Origin of the sequence: Halomonas sp. MCCC 1A13316 (genome assembly GCF_014931605.1) — a bacterium.
GTDB lineage: Bacteria > Pseudomonadota > Gammaproteobacteria > Pseudomonadales > Halomonadaceae > Halomonas.
This window is the reverse complement of sequence record NZ_CP053382.1, coordinates 4,318,341-4,332,791: the sequence shown is the minus strand read 5'-3', so window position 1 is coordinate 4,332,791 and position 14,451 is coordinate 4,318,341. Positions and strand designations below refer to the sequence as shown.

General features: G+C 64.7%; 12 protein-coding genes. 6 read left to right on the top strand and 6 right to left on the bottom strand.

Annotated elements, in window-relative coordinates; all coding sequences use genetic code 11:
- Positions 1-52: 52 nt before the first annotated feature.
- Genes fdhE through HNO52_RS20160 form a run of 6 tightly spaced genes read right to left on the bottom strand, consistent with a single transcriptional unit; the run spans position 53 to position 6,218 of the window.
- On the bottom strand, positions 53-982 hold the full coding sequence (gene fdhE / locus HNO52_RS20180; RefSeq protein ID WP_197566939.1) for a formate dehydrogenase accessory protein FdhE: 930 nt from the start codon (positions 980-982) through the stop codon (positions 53-55).
- Entirely contained in the window at positions 979-1,674 is a 696-nt protein-coding gene (locus HNO52_RS20175) for a formate dehydrogenase subunit gamma (RefSeq protein WP_197566938.1), read from the bottom strand. Before HNO52_RS20175 ends, fdhE begins: the two co-directional genes overlap by 4 nt.
- Positions 1,671-2,600, bottom strand: coding sequence for a formate dehydrogenase subunit beta (fdxH, locus tag HNO52_RS20170; protein WP_197566937.1), 930 nt, complete (start codon positions 2,598-2,600; stop codon positions 1,671-1,673). The genes HNO52_RS20175 and fdxH overlap by 4 nt, the downstream gene beginning before the upstream one ends.
- Positions 2,601-2,616: 16 nt before the next feature.
- Entirely contained in the window at positions 2,617-5,079 is a 2,463-nt protein-coding gene (gene fdnG / locus HNO52_RS20165) for a formate dehydrogenase-N subunit alpha (protein ID WP_503488602.1), read from the bottom strand.
- 12 nt (positions 5,080-5,091) lie between these two features.
- Positions 5,092-5,685, bottom strand: a complete 594-nt coding sequence (locus tag HNO52_RS21525; protein ID WP_232090417.1) for a molybdopterin-dependent oxidoreductase — start codon at positions 5,683-5,685, stop codon at positions 5,092-5,094.
- 59 nt (positions 5,686-5,744) lie between these two features.
- Entirely contained in the window at positions 5,745-6,218 is a 474-nt protein-coding gene (locus tag HNO52_RS20160) for a hypothetical protein (protein WP_197566935.1), read from the bottom strand.
- A 271-nt stretch (positions 6,219-6,489) separates the two neighbouring features.
- Between HNO52_RS20160 and HNO52_RS20155 the strand changes: the two genes are divergently transcribed.
- The 6 genes from HNO52_RS20155 (at position 6,490) to ahpF (ending at position 14,277) form a co-directional block, all read left to right on the top strand.
- A complete protein-coding gene (locus HNO52_RS20155) occupies positions 6,490-8,670 on the top strand; it encodes a S8 family serine peptidase (RefSeq protein WP_197566934.1) in 2,181 nt (726 codons plus the stop codon).
- A 137-nt stretch (positions 8,671-8,807) separates the two neighbouring features.
- Positions 8,808-10,112, top strand: a complete 1,305-nt coding sequence (locus HNO52_RS20150; RefSeq protein WP_197566933.1) for an MFS transporter — start codon at positions 8,808-8,810, stop codon at positions 10,110-10,112.
- A gap of 57 nt (positions 10,113-10,169) precedes the next feature.
- A complete protein-coding gene (locus HNO52_RS20145; RefSeq protein ID WP_197566932.1) occupies positions 10,170-11,330 on the top strand; it encodes a ChaN family lipoprotein in 1,161 nt (386 codons plus the stop codon).
- Positions 11,331-11,442: 112 nt separating this feature from the next.
- Positions 11,443-11,847 (top strand): ribonucleotide reductase subunit alpha, encoded by a 405-nt coding sequence (locus tag HNO52_RS20140; protein WP_197566931.1) that lies wholly within the window; start codon positions 11,443-11,445, stop codon positions 11,845-11,847.
- A gap of 132 nt (positions 11,848-11,979) precedes the next feature.
- On the top strand, positions 11,980-12,543 hold the full coding sequence (gene ahpC, locus HNO52_RS20135; RefSeq protein ID WP_197566930.1) for an alkyl hydroperoxide reductase subunit C: 564 nt from the start codon (positions 11,980-11,982) through the stop codon (positions 12,541-12,543).
- 177 nt (positions 12,544-12,720) lie between these two features.
- Complete coding sequence (gene ahpF / locus HNO52_RS20130) at positions 12,721-14,277, top strand: alkyl hydroperoxide reductase subunit F (RefSeq protein ID WP_197566929.1); 1,557 nt, start codon at positions 12,721-12,723, stop codon at positions 14,275-14,277.
- Positions 14,278-14,451: the final 174 nt, after the last annotated feature.

The following is a 14,451-nucleotide window of genomic DNA, read 5'->3' as shown; positions in this document are numbered from 1 at the left end:
ATAGCATGCCAGGCCGGGGTGCGTCCATTCCTCGTCCCGGCTTTCGCGAGTCCTAACCCTCCACGATCAGCAGCGGGTTGAAGCCGCTACGCCGGTAACGCTCCTCTTCGCCCAGCAACAGGTCGAGCGCCAGGCTGGCGAGGTCGTCGGCCAGCGGTTCGGCGTCGACGTCGAGCTCGCGCGGGAAGATCTTGAGGTAGCTGCTGCAGTCGCCGCAGGCTTCGGCCTGGGCCGGCAAGGGAACGGCCCCGTCGCTCTCTTGCGCCAGGCTCAAGTAGTCGAGCTTGCCGCTCTGCTCGCAGACGCTGCAGATCGAGCGCTCCAGGTACCACTGGGTGGCGCACAGCCCGCACTGCAGGTACCGCACGCCGTTGTAGCGCGGATCGGATTCGATCACGCTGGCCAGCGGCGGCGAGCCGCAGCCGGGGCAAAGAGTGCGCACCTCGTCGGAGGGGCGCGCCGGTGCCTGGGGCAGCGTGCGCGCCAGGCGCAGCCATGCAACCTGCAGCGCGGCGGCCACCAGTGGCATCAGCCCGCGCAGATGGGCCTCTCCGGCTTCGCCCGCGAGCACATCGTCCGCTAGCCGGTCGACCTGTTCCCGCGACAGTTGCCGCAGAGTATCGAGCAGCGTGCGCTGGGCTTCGCTGACGTGCAGCTCGAGCGCGTCCAACAGGCCGTCTAGCTCGGCCCCGACACCGATGTCGTCGCGCAGCGCTTGCACGTTGAGCGGCGGCATGCCGTGCTCGAGGGCCAGGGCGAAGGCCTCGGGCCCGGGCTGCCAGCTCGGCGGAGTGCGTTCCAGCGCAACCTGCTGGGCGTGGGCCAGCTGCGCCATGAAACGCAGGAAATCACCAAGCGGCGCGACGCGCTCGGCGAGTGCCTCCAGGCGCCGGGCGCGGCGGGCGAAATGGTCGGCGTCGGGCAGGCGGACCTCGGGGGGGTGCATCACCCCCGTTGGGGCATTGCCGAATGCATGTGTCACGGTGACTCCTGTCGATTCGTGGGCGTGTCATGGCGACGGCTGATCGCGCGATGCTTGCGTGCCTTCTCGCGCTCCTCTTCGTACCAGAGGCCATGGTGATGACGTGCCCAGGCCCAACTGACTCGGCCGCGCACCATGGCCTGGAACGAGCCCTTGACCCAGATCCCCGAGTAAACGTGGATGACCAAGGTAATGATGGCGAGAAAGGCGGCGAAGGCATGCCCCAGCGACGCCAGCCGACGCAGGGTGATGGGGATGGCGTCCGCGAAGTAGGGCTGCCAGATCAGCAGGCCGGTGATCAGCAGCAGGAAGATGCAGCCGAGCATGATCCAGTACACCAGCTTCTGGCCGGCGTTGTTCTTGCCCACCGGCGGCAGCTTTTCGTCGCGATTGGCCAGCACGTCGCGGATCTGCTTGAGCCATTGGACGTCGCGGCGGCGGATTATGCTTTCCCGAAAAAAATGGATCGCCATGGGCACGAACATCAGAACCAGGAACAAGCCGATCCAAGGATGCAGGATGCGCGTCATGGTGGGCCCGCCGAACAGCGCCGTTAGCGACCAGAAGAAGGGATGGAAGAACGGCAGCCCGCTGAGCACCAGCAGCACGAAGCTGATCGCGACGAGCCAGTGATTGAGGCGGATCCATACGCCGTAGCGCAGCAGTGCGGGATCCGATTTGGCCAGGCTCATGGGCGCTCCTCCTGCTCGCGTTCGCGGGCTTCGTCTTCGCGCACCGCCGCTTCGTCCTTCTCTCCATGTTCCTTGGGGCCAGCGGTCGCGTAGTGGAAGAAACCGGTCAACGCCGCCACTCCGATGGCGATCGAGGCCAGCGGCTTGGTGACGCCCTTCCAGGCGTCGACCAGCGGGCTGATGCGCGGATCCTCGGGCAGACCGCTGTAGATTTCCGGCTTGTCGGCGTGCTGCAGCACGTAGATCACGTGAGTGCCGTCTACCCCCTCGGGGTTGTACACACCAGCGTTGTCGTGCCCGCGGCGCTTGAGAAAATTCGTGCGCTCCTCGGCCAGGTGCAGCATGTCCTCGCGGGTGCCGAACATGATCGAGCCGGTAGGGCATGACTTGACGCAGGCGGGCTCCAGGCCGTGAAACACCCGGTCGGAGCACAGCGTGCACTTGTAGGCCTTGTGATCCTGCTTTGAGATGCGCGGCACATCGAAGGGACAACCCGACACGCAGTAGCCGCAGCCGATGCAATGCTCCGAATTGAAGTCGACGATGCCGTTGGCGTACTGCACGATCGCTCCGGGGGCCGGGCACGCCTCGAGGCAGCCCGGCTCGGCGCAGTGCATGCAGTTGTCCTTGCGGATCAGCCACTCGAGATTGCCCTGCTCGTCCTCGTACTCGTTGAAGCGCATCACCTGCCAGGTATCGGGCGTGAGGTCGAGGGGGTTGTCGTACTCGCCGACGCACTCGCCGACCTCGTCGCGCAGGTCGTTCCACTCGGCGCAGGCCACCTGGCATGCCTTGCAGCCGATGCAGCGCGATACGTCGATCAGCTTGGTCACCCGCTCCACCCCGCCGTCACGCTGTTGAGGGGATTCCACCTGAGTCGCCGAGCGGGCGATGACGTTCTGCAGATTGATCTGATCGCCTCTCATTTATCGCCTCCTTGCGTCACACTTTGTCGACCCGCACCAAGAACGACTTGAACTCCGGCGTCTGGGTGTTGGCGTCGCCGACGAAGGGCGTCAGGGTATTGGTCAGGTAAGACTTCTTCGTCTCGCCGAGAAAGCCCCAGTGCAACGGAATACCCACCTGGTGCACGGTGCGCCCTGCTACCTGCAGCGGACGGATGCGCTTGGTCACCACCGCCACTGCTTCAATATGGCCGCGCTTGGAGCTGACCCGCACTCGGTCGCCCTTGGCGATGCCCAGCTCTTCTGCCAGGCGTTCGCCGATCTCGACGAACTTCTCCGGCTGAGCGATGGCATTGAGCCGGTTGTGCATCGTCCAGTAATGGAAATGCTCGGTCAGGCGATAGCTGGTGGCGGCGTGAGGGAACTCCTCCAGGGTGCCGAAGTTCTCCCGATCCTGCTCGAACACCCGCGCCGCGGGGTTGTGCTTGGCGCGCGGGTTGTCCGGATGCAGCGGATTGTTGGCGATGGGTGTCTCGAAGGGCTCGTAGTGCTCCGGGAAGGGCCCCTCGTTCATGCGGTCGCGAGCGAAGATCTGGCCGCGGCCGGTCTGGTTCATGATGAAGGGGCCCAGGCCCGCCTCCGGCGGTGAGCCCACCGGGAAGTCGGGTACGTCATTGCCGACCCAGCGCTCGCCGTTCCACCACACCACGGCCTTGCGTTGCGACCAGGGAGAGCCGTCGGGCCGTGCGCTGGCTCGGTTGTACAAAATGCGGCGATTGGCCGGCCAGGCCCAGGCCCAGCCCAGCGTTTGGCCGGTGCCATAGGGGTCGGAGTTGTCGCGCCTGACCATCAGGTTGCCCTCGCGCGGCCAGCAGCCGGCGAACAGCCAGCAGCCACAGGCGGTGGAGCCGTCGTCGCGCAGCATGCCGAAATCGGAGAGCTGCTCGCCAGCGCGCACCACCAGGTTGCGCTCTTCGTCGTAGACGTCCTCGATCGCCCAGCCGTTGTATTCCCGGGCCAGCTCCTCGGGGCTCGGCTCCTCGCGATAGCGGTAGGGCCACTGCAGATTGAGGATCGGCTCGGGGAAGGCGCCGCCCTCATCTTGGTAGAGCCGTTTGAGACGCAGAAATATGCCGGCCACGATCGCCGTATCGGCACGCGACTCTCCGGGCGGCGGCGCCGCTGACCAGAACCACTGCAGCCAGCGAGAACTGTTGACGATGGTGCCGTCCTCCTCGGCGAAGCAGGTGGTCGGCAGGCGGAAAACTTCGGTGTCGATCGCCTCGGGGTTCACGTCATGATATTCGCCGTGATTTTTCCAGAATTCCGCCGTTTCGGTGCGCAGCGGATCGATCACCACTAAATATTTCAGCCGCGACAGGGCTTCGGTGTTCTTGGCCTTGTGGGGGAAGGCCGCCAGCGGATTGAAGCCCTGGCAGATGTAGCCGTTAACCTCGCCCCGGTGCATGCGCTCGAATGTGTGCAGCACATCGTAGAGGGGCTGTCCCAGCTTGGGCAGCCAGTCGTAGCACCAGTCGTTTTCCTGACTGGCGGCCTCGCCGTACCAAGCCTTCATCAGGCTGACGTGGAAGCGCTCGTAGTGGTGCCAGTAGGAGACCTCGTCCTCCACCAACGGCGGCCGGGCGCGATCGCCGATATAGCCGTCATAGGACTGTTCATCCGATTGGGGCAGCTTGAGGTAGCCCGGCAGCAGGTTGGAGAGCAGGCCCAGATCGGTCAGTCCCTGAATGTTGGAGTGGCCGCGCAGGGCATTGACCCCGCCGCCGCGCATGCCCATGTTGCCCAGCAATAGCTGGACGATGGCGGCGGTACGGATGATCTGCGAGCCGATCGAGTGCTGCGTCCAGCCCAGTGCATAGAGAAAGGTCATGCTCCTGTCGGCAACCGAGGTTTCGGCGACCATGTCCCACACTCGCTGGATCTTGTCGGGTGGTGTGCCACACACTGAATGCACCACGTCGAGCGTGTAGCGGCTGTAGTGCCGGCGCATCAGCTGGAAGACACAGCGTGGATGCTGCAGCGTTTCATCGCGCCGGGCATGGCCGTTCTCGTCATGCTCATAGCGCCAGCTCGTCTTGTCGTACTTACCCGTGTCGACGTCGTAGCCGCTGAACAGGCCGTCCTCGAAGCCGAACTCGGGGCTGACGATCAGGCTGGCATCGGTATAGGCACTCACATACTCCCGGTGAAACTGTCCGGACTCGATCAGGTAATGGATCAGCCCACCGAGGAAGGCGATATCGCTGCCGGTGCGGATCTCGGCGTAATAGTCGGCAACCGCCGCCGTGCGATTGAAGCGGGGGTCTACGACCACCAGTCTGGCATCGTTGTACTGGCGCGCCTCCATCACCCAGCGAAAGCCTACGGGATGGGCTTCGGCGGGATTGCCGCCCATGGCGATAATCAGATCGGCGTTGCGGATATCGACCCAGTGATTGGTCATGGCACCGCGACCGAATGTTGGGGCAAGACCTGCCACCGTCGGTCCGTGTCAGACGCGCGCCTGGTTGTCGAAGGCCACCATGCCGAGGCTGCGTACCACCTTCTGCGTCAGGTAGGCGGTTTCGTTGGTCGAGGCCGAGGCCGCCAGCATGCCGGTCGTGGTCCAGCGATTGACGGTATTGCCGTCTTCGTCCTCGGCGACGAAGTTGGCGTCGCGGTCGTCCTTCATGTGGCGCGCAATGCGATCCAGCGCCTCGTCCCAGCCGATCCGCTTCCACTCGTCGCTGCCGGCTTCCCGCACCATGGGGTAGCGCAGCCGGGAGTCGCTCTTGACGTAGTCGAGCAGGCCGGCGCCCTTGGGGCAAAGCGACCCTCGGCTCACTGGATGATCCGGATCGCCCTCGACGTGGTAGATGTCGTCGACGCTATTGATGGCTCCGTCACCCCGGCTATAGAGCAGCACGCCGCAGCCCACCGAGCAGTAGGTACAGTTGCTGCGCGTGATCTTGGCGCCGGTCAGCTTGAAATGGCGTATCGAGGCGACGGCGGGCTCCGGGGCGAAGCCCATCATGGCCATGCTGGACGTGGCCATTCCCGCTGCGCCGAGCTTGAAGAATTGTCTGCGTGTCACCCGTAGTGTCATAAGGCCTCCTGCCGGTTTCTTCTACCTTTGTAACTTGCTCACGGTCTTGGTGAGAACTGTCATTCGGTCGGCGCGTCCTCGTCGCTCTGGTCGGTGTTGCTGCTTTGCGGTAGGCCGTTCTCGAGCATCGCGTCATCGTCGCTGACGGGCCCGCCGGCGCCGGGGCGTTCACTCGCCTCGGTCTGCGTTTCGGGAGTCTGCACGTCGTAGTCGGGGCCGGCCTCGGAGCCGGCCGCCGGCGTCTGGAACAGGTCGTCCCCCTGGGCCTGGCCGCTGCCGACGTCTTCTTCCCGGATCAGCATGTCCGAGTTGGTGATGCCGCTGCTGGTCCCGTACTGGCCGGTGGAGACGTCGGGGGGAGGAGTGGTCTCGGCGGGGTCGGGAACCCTTGCGCTGGTAGCACCTGAAACTGCGGGGCTGGCCTCGGAGGCCGGGTCGGCCTCCTGGGCGTTGGCACCAGCCAACCAGGCGGTGCCCAGCAGGGTGGCTCCCCAACACAGGCAGCGGCGTGCCCGTATACGCATCCTTGCCATGATCGTCCTCCACGAACTCGCGTTGGTTTTTCAGCGTAGACCCATCGCAGCGAGGACGAAAACGAGTCGCGGAGAAAATATCGTCGTTGAGTGAAGGAAATAGCGCCGTTAAAACTCCGTTTATTGAGATTTGAGCGACAAGGAAACGCCGTATCCTGCATCTCGGCCAGTTCTCTGGCAATTGCTTCATACCCACGCTGTATTCAGCAAGGAAGAGAGGGCGCTTCGCTTGTTCTCGCTATTCATGTCTACTTCCCGAATTACAACTCCTTTGCTCCTGCCTTTGGTCGTCGGTTTGTCTGCTTGCGGCGGTGGCGGGGGTGGTGGCGGTACCAAGCCCACCAATTCACACGGCATACACGAGCCCGCACCGACCCCCACCCTACGCTCCTTCGACAATGCAGGTGTGGTGGTCGGGGTTGCCGACACTGGCTTTCGGATCACCCACGAATCGCTGGCGTCTTCGCACCTCGCAACCTTCAATCTAGTGGACGGCAGTGGCGATGTCAGTGGCGATGAGGGCCATGGCACCGCCGTGGCGTCGCTGATCGAGCAGGGCGGCGCCAGCCCCGCGCTCTATCTGGCCAAGGTTTCGTCCGACAGCAGTCAAGGCCGCGCCGCGACCAACGTGCTCGACTACAGCGTTGGTTATCTGGCCGACGAAGGGGCCAGGGTAATCAACCATAGCTGGAGCGGGCGCGCCAATGCGCCTTCCGCGAGCTCTTCCTACCTGGGTGTCGACTCGCTCGACTCGCTGCGGCGGATCGCGACCAGCAATGGCGGGCTGGGAAGCGTTTATGTCGTCGCGGCAGGCAATGACGGCGTGGCGCTTCAGGCCGACCGCCCCATCCATCGGTACGACGACATCTATTCCCGCATGCTCATCGTCGGTGGCTCCGTGCGGGATGACGGTGACACCAAGCTGGCATCTCGGAGTAACCGGCCGGGAGAGGATCTGGACTGGCAGGCGCGCTTTCTCACCGCGCCGTGGCAGCGGGCTGCGGCCGATGCCTCCGGGGACGACACCTACGGCGCGTGGGCAGGCACATCGATCGCTGCCCCCCAAGTGGCAGGCTACGCGGCGGCGATGATCACGCTCTGGCCGCATCTCGATGCCGCCACGATTTCACAGCGCCTGCTGGATACCGCGGACCGCAGCTCATCGCTCTACCAGGACGAGAGTTGTGGTGAGGGCGGTGACCTCAACTGTGGCTACTACTACCTCGGCCAGGGCGAGGCGGACCTGGACGCAGCGCTGGCGCCGGCGGGTTCGCTATCGCTGGCAACCGGCGATCACCTGGACGAGGGCGTCCAGGCGCTGGACCATAGCCTGGTGCAGCTCTCGGGTGCCTATGGCGACAGCCTGGCGAGTTCGGGGGCGCTTGCCGACGTTGCTGCCTTCGATGAGTTGGGTCGCGACTACCGCATCGACCTGACGGATCACGCCTTCCAGAGAGACTCCCATGAAGCGAGTCAGCGCAGCCGCATGACGCGGCTCTCCAGCGCATCGCCAGATCGGCGCCAGGAGCAGCAAGGTAGTGCAGGTGCGCTGAGTTGGTCCACGCAGAAAAACGGTCATGGGGAGACCCTTGCCAGTCGCCTCGATGGCCGCTTCGGTGGCAATGCCTGGACACTCACCCGTTTTGCCGGCCACGAGCTGGACCCGGCCAGCGCCTACGCCGAATCGGGCATCATGCCGCTACTCGCCTTTCAGGGCGGCTCCGACCTGACTCGAGGACTGGATACCGTGCATGGATTGCGCAACGTCTATGCGCTGAACGACCGAGTCACGCTTCAGGCGCGTCACTGGATGGGGGACGGCACCGAGTGGGGCGCCGCGCTGGGCGAGGAGTACCAGGCCAGCCGCAGCGACGTGGGCTTGCGGTTCGATGTCTCGCCGCAGTTGGGTGTGAGCACGACAGTCGGCGTGCTCGATGAGCGCCACGGCCTGCTGGGTGGGCAGGGCAGTGGAATGCTCACGCTGGGCGAGCGCAATCGCACCGGTTTCGCCAGCCTGGGGCTGGACGCTCGGCTGGGCCGGTACTGGCAGGCCTTCGCCCACTACGATCGGGGACGTGGGGATGCCGAGGGTCGTGGCTTCATTCAGCACATCGATATCGACCAGGTCGAAGAAATGAGTGTCGGCCTGCAGCGTAATCGGGGACGGCACACTACGGCGTTCGCTTACCGCCAGCCGATGCGTATCGGCCGGGCCGAGGCCATGCTCTCCGTTCCGGTGGGCCGGGCCATCGACGGCGAAGTGATCCGCGAGGGGCGTAGTGTCTCGCTGTCCCCGAGCGGGCGCCAGCAGGAGTTCGAGCTGGGCTACCGCTACCGGACCCAGCGACGCGGGGCCATCGGTTTCAACCTCAATCACACGCGCGAACCCGGGCATGACCGCAACGCCCGTTCTGATACCACTCTGCTGCTCAACTACGAAGTGGCCTTCTGAAGTCGCCGTCGGGTACGAACGGCGACTCTCGCTTGGTGGCTGGCGACAGTCCGGGGGAACGCTCTACACTGAAGCGCGCATGAACCCTGCCGGACGCGGTGCAATACCGCGTCCGGCATCGTCAACGGAGTGACATCTTGCGCAGTCTACCGGCTACCCTTCCGATTCTGTTCGTCTGCGAAATCAGTTTCCTGCTCGGCCACGGCCTGATCATGACCCTGCTCGGGGTGCGCATGTCCATGGAGGGCTTTCCCTCGCACATGGCGGGCCTGCTGATGTCGAGTTTCTCGCTCGGCTTCGTGCTGGGCAGCTATGCGCTGGAGAAGCGCATCCGCAGCGTTGGCCATATCCGCGTTTTTTCCGCCTGTGCCGGCCTGCTGGCGGTCACTGCCATGCTCCACGGCCTGTGGGTCAACCCCTGGGCCTGGCTGGCCTGGCGGCTGATCGGCGGGGTTGCCACCGCGGGCATGTTGATGGTGATGGAGTCATGGGTCTCGGGGGAGTCGACCAACGAAAATCGCGGCCGGGTGCTGGCGCTCTACATGATCATCTCGACCCTGTCGCTGGCCGGCGGGCAGTGGCTGCTCAACTTCGGCGATCCGGCGGGGCCGGCGCTGTTCTCCCTGGTCGGCATGCTGTTCGCCCTGTCGCTGGTGCCGCTATCGATCGTACGCATCCACGGCCCACGCCAGGCCCACGACTTCCAGCCGCAGAAGATCCGCCTCAAGGCGCTGTTCAAGCGCGCCCCGGTAGGCCTGGTCGGCGCCTTTACCGCCGGCATGATGGTGCAGGCCTTCTTTGCCATGACGCCGTTCTACGGTCAGGAGATCGGCCTGACCACCGGCGAGACGGCGCGCTTCATGGCGATCACCACCATGGTGGCGCTGTTCGCCCAGTGGGGGTTGGGGCGGCTTTCGGACTACATCGACCGGCGCAAGGTGATCCTCGGCATGGCCGTGATGATGACCTTATCCGGCATCTTCGTGTCGATGATGGTGCGCATCGATTTCTGGATGCTGGTCGTGGCGGCCTGCTTCCATACCGCCATGCTGCATACCCTCTACGCCCTGAGCCTGGCGCATACCAACGACTGGCTCGAACCCGGCGAGGTCGTGGCCGCCAATGCCAAGCTGATGATCTGGTACGGCATCGGCTCGATCATCGGTCCCTTTACCGCCTCGCTGGTCATGCGCCTGGTGGGCCCCGATGGGCTATGGGTGTTCCTTGGCGGTGCCTCGCTGATCCTGGCGGCGTTCGTGGCGCTGCGCTTGCGCCGCCGTCCCGGGGTTCCCATCGAGGAAGTCGAGCAGGAGCCCTTCGTCGCGGTGCCCACGCTGGAGACGCCGCATTTCGCTGAACTCGACCCGCGCCTGGAGCCGACCCAACTGGAGTTCCACTTCGAAGAGAGCGCTGGCGACGAGAGGCAGGAGGAGGCAGCCTGATGCTGCTAGGCAGGGCGCAATGCGCCATCATGGTCGGCAGCTCGATTGGAGATGCCGATGCGATACTCGTTCCCTTGGTTGCACACGCCGGCCATGCTGGCCTGCCTGTCCCTGACACCTGCGACCCTGCCGGTGCGTGCCGACACCTGCCCCGACCCCGGCCAGTGGTATGAGCCCGGCGGTGAGCATCTGGATAGCGCCGCGCTGTTCGCCGAACTGGCCGGGCGCGACGTGGTCATGCTTGGCGAGCAGCACGATCGCATCGACCAACACCGCTGGCAGCTGCACGTGCTGGCCGGGCTGTATGCACTGCGCCCGGATATGGCGATCGGCCTGGAGATGCTGCCGCGCGAGGCCCAGCCGGCCCTGGACGCCTGGGTGGCGGGCGAACTCGACGAGGCGAATTTTCTCGAAGCGAGCGACTGGTACGGCGCCTGGGGCTTCGACCCCGAACTCTACCTGCCGATTCTCCATTTCGCCCGACTGCAGCGAGTGCCGGTCGTGGCCCTCAACGTCACGCCCGACCTGCGAGGGAGGCTGGTCGAGGAGGGCTGGCAGGCGATACCCGAAGCAGAGCGCTTCGGTATTTCCGCTCCGGCCGAGGCCTCACCCGACTATCGTGAGCGCCTGACCGCCATTCATGCTCAGCACTCGAACTCGGATGACAACGAGGGTCTCGAGCGCTTTATCGCGGCGCAACTGGTGTGGGATCGGGCGATGGCCGCCGGGCTGGCGAAGGCGACTGGCGAGGCCGAACTGGTTGTCGGTCTGATCGGCCAGGGCCACCTGCAGTATGGTCACGGTGTGCCCCACCAGCTCGCTGACCTGGGTGTCGAGGACCCCGTCGCCCTGTTGCCCTGGGCGGTAGGCGCTGAAGAGTGCGAGCCGCTGCCCGCGGGCTTGGCTCGGGCCGTGTTCGCACTGTCCGAGGTGGCGGAAGCCGAGCCGGCGATGCAGCTGGGGGTGCTCGTCGCGTCCCACGCAGATGGAGTCGAGATCCAGGGCATGCTCGAAGACTCCGTGGCCGAGCGCTCGGGCCTGGAGGAGGGGGACATCATCCTGCGGGCGGCCGGTGAGAGCCTGGCGCAACCCGCCGACCTCACGCGGCGGGTGCAGCGCCAGCCGCCTGGCACTCTGCTGCCGTTGGAAATCGTCCGCAGCGGCGAGCAACGTGAAGTGTTGGTGCGCTTTCCGGCACGAACACAGACCACACCTTGACCGAGGTCAGGCATGCCGTTGGCGATTGCGCTATGGTATCCGCAACAGCGCCGGGCAGGCCGGCGCCCGTACTTATCGCCCCATGCCGGGGCTGCAATTCACGGAGGTCCGCTTGGCCATTTCTCGTTTTGCCGATCTGCTGGAAGAAGCTCGGCGTCAGTCCGAGCCGCAGCGGCTGCTGTTCGTCTTCACCCGCGCCGAGCTGCCGGACAACCCCACCGCTGAGCAGCACCGGCGCTTCGAGCAAGGGGAGGGCGGCGTCCTCACCCCGGTGCTGTGCGTCGACAAGTCGCCTGAAGAACTCAGCGACATGGCGGCACTGGAGGAGGAGTCGCAGCGTACCGGGATCGAATGGGACATCGTGTTCGTCGGGGCACTGTCAGGCAGCGGCGGCGAGGCCGTGGCCGACGATGCCGTCGAACGCCAGCTGCAGCGTATGGTCGAAGCGCTGCAGATGGGCAATACCCAGAGCTTCCTGGCGCTGAACCGCCAGGGTGAGGCAGTCGCCTTGCAATGAGGCGCGGGTGTCACCATAGACAAGCCTTATCGGAACCATGGTGGCAATCAATTTTCGCCTATCGGTTGCGATGGATATGATATGCCCCGTATTCGGATGACCCCACTAACGACTGAAATGGAGCTTTGCTGAATGTCCCTGATCAATACCGAAGTCAAGCCGTTCAAGGCCACCGCTTACCACAATGGCGAGTTCGTCGACGTCTCCGACGCCGACCTGAAGGGCCAGTGGAGCATTTTCTTCTTCTATCCGGCCGACTTCACCTTCGTCTGCCCCACCGAGCTGGGTGACCTGGCGGACAACTACGCGGAATTCAAGAAGCTGGGCGTTGAGATCTACAGCGTCTCCACCGACACCCACTTCACCCACAAGGCGTGGCACGACAGCTCCGAGACCATCGGCAAGCTGCAGTATCCGATGCTGGCCGACCCGACCCTGCAGATCTCGCGTAACTTCGAAGTGCTGATCGAAGACGCCGGCCTGGCCGAGCGCGGTACCTTCGTGGTCGACCCCGACGGCAAGATCCAGATCGTCGAGATCAACGCCGGCAATATCGGCCGTAACGCCGAAGAGCTGCTGCGCAAGGTCAAGGCCGCCCAGTACGTGCGCAGCAACCCGAACGAAGTCTGCCCGGCCAAGTGGAAGGAAGGCGAAGAGACTCTCGCTCCGTCCCTGGACCTGGTCGGCAAGATCTAAGCGGTCTGCCAAGACCCGCGAGGCTATCCCCTGACCTCGTGCATGTAATACGCCCGGGCATGTGCTGCCCGGGCTCTCTTTCCAAGACGTGCAAGCCGGTACCTGCGCAGACTCCGATCCGCGCTGTGGTGACGACTTGTCGTCGTTCTTGAGCCAGACATGAAGGAAACCGCTGTCATGTTGGACGACAATCTGAAAAGCCAGCTAAAAGCCTACCTGCAGAAGGTCACTCAGCCGTTCGAGATCGTCGCGTCCCTCGATGATGGCGCCAAGTCAAAGGAGCTTCACGGACTACTCAAGGACATCGAGAGCCTCTGCGACAAGATCAGCCTGCGCCTCGATGGCGGGGACGCGCGCAAGCCCTCCTTCGCGCTGAATCGCCCCGGCGAGGAGACCGGCCTGGTATTCGCCGGCATCCCCATGGGCCATGAGTTCACCTCGCTGGTGCTGGCCCTGCTGCAGGTCGGCGGCCATCCGCCCAAGGTCGGCGACGACACCATCGAGCAGATCAAGTCGCTCGAGGGAGAGCTGCACTTCGAGACCTACTATTCGCTCTCCTGCCAGAACTGCCCCGACGTGGTGCAGGCACTGAACCTGATGGCGATCCTCAACCCCAATGTGCGTCACGTCGCCATCGATGGGGCGCTGTTCCAGGACGAGGTGGAAGAGCGCCAGGTCATGTCGGTGCCGAGCATCTTTCTCAATGGGGAACCCTTCGACCAGGGTCGCATGAGCCTCGAGCAGATCCTGGCCAAGGTCGACACGGGGGCGGCCAAGCGCGAGGCGGCCAAGCTCAACGAGAAGGATCCGTTCGACGTGCTGGTGGTGGGCGGTGGCCCGGCCGGCGCCGCGTCGGCCATCTACGCTGCGCGCAAGGGTATCCGCACCGGTGTGGCGGCCGAACGCTTCGGCGGCCAGGTGCTCGACACCATGGCCATCGAGAACTTTATCTCCGTGCCCTATACCGAAGGCCCCAAGCTGGCCGCGGCGCTGGAGGAGCACGTCAAGGAGTATGAAGCCGACATCATGAACCTGCAGCGCGCCGTGAAACTGGTTCCGGCGGCGGATCAGGGCGGCGAGCATGAGGTGGTATTCGAATCCGGTGCCAGCCTCAAGAGCCGGACGCTGATTCTCTCTACCGGTGCCCGCTGGCGCGAGATGAACGTGCCCGGCGAGGCCGAGTACCGCAACAAGGGTGTGGCTTACTGCCCCCACTGCGATGGCCCGCTGTTCAAGGGCAAGCGCGTGGCGGTGATCGGCGGCGGCAACTCCGGCGTCGAGGCGGCCATCGACCTGGCCGGCATCGTCGGCCATGTGACGCTGATCGAGTTCATGGACGAGATGCGCGCCGACGCGGTGCTGCAGAAGAAGCTGCGCAGCCTGCCCAACGTCGAGATCATCCTCGGCGCCCGCACCACCGAGGTCAACGGCGACGGCACCCGGGTAACCGGTCTCACCTTCGAGGAGCGCGTCAGCGGCGAAATCAAACAGCTCGAACTGGAAGGCATCTTCGTGCAGATCGGCCTGGTGCCCAATACCGAGTGGCTTACCGATTCGTCGATCGAGCTGTCGCCGCGCGGCGAGATCGTGATCGACGAGCGCGGCATGACGTCGGTTCCCGGCATCTTCGCCGCCGGCGACGTAACCACCGTGCCCTACAAGCAGATCGTCATCGCCATGGGCGAAGGTTCGAAAGCCGCCCTGGGCGCCTTCGACTATCTCATTCGGCACTGACCTCGATTCGTCACTGGCAGAATGTTCGCCCCGCAGGCCCGGCCTGCGGGGCGTTTTCTTTAGTGGCTAAATATTCTTCGTTGAAGGCAAGGGGAGAGCGGGCAGCGAAGCGTCGTGCAGGAGTCGTGAGGATGCGCTAAGCATAAGCGAGGCCTTGCTAGAGGGCCTGATGAT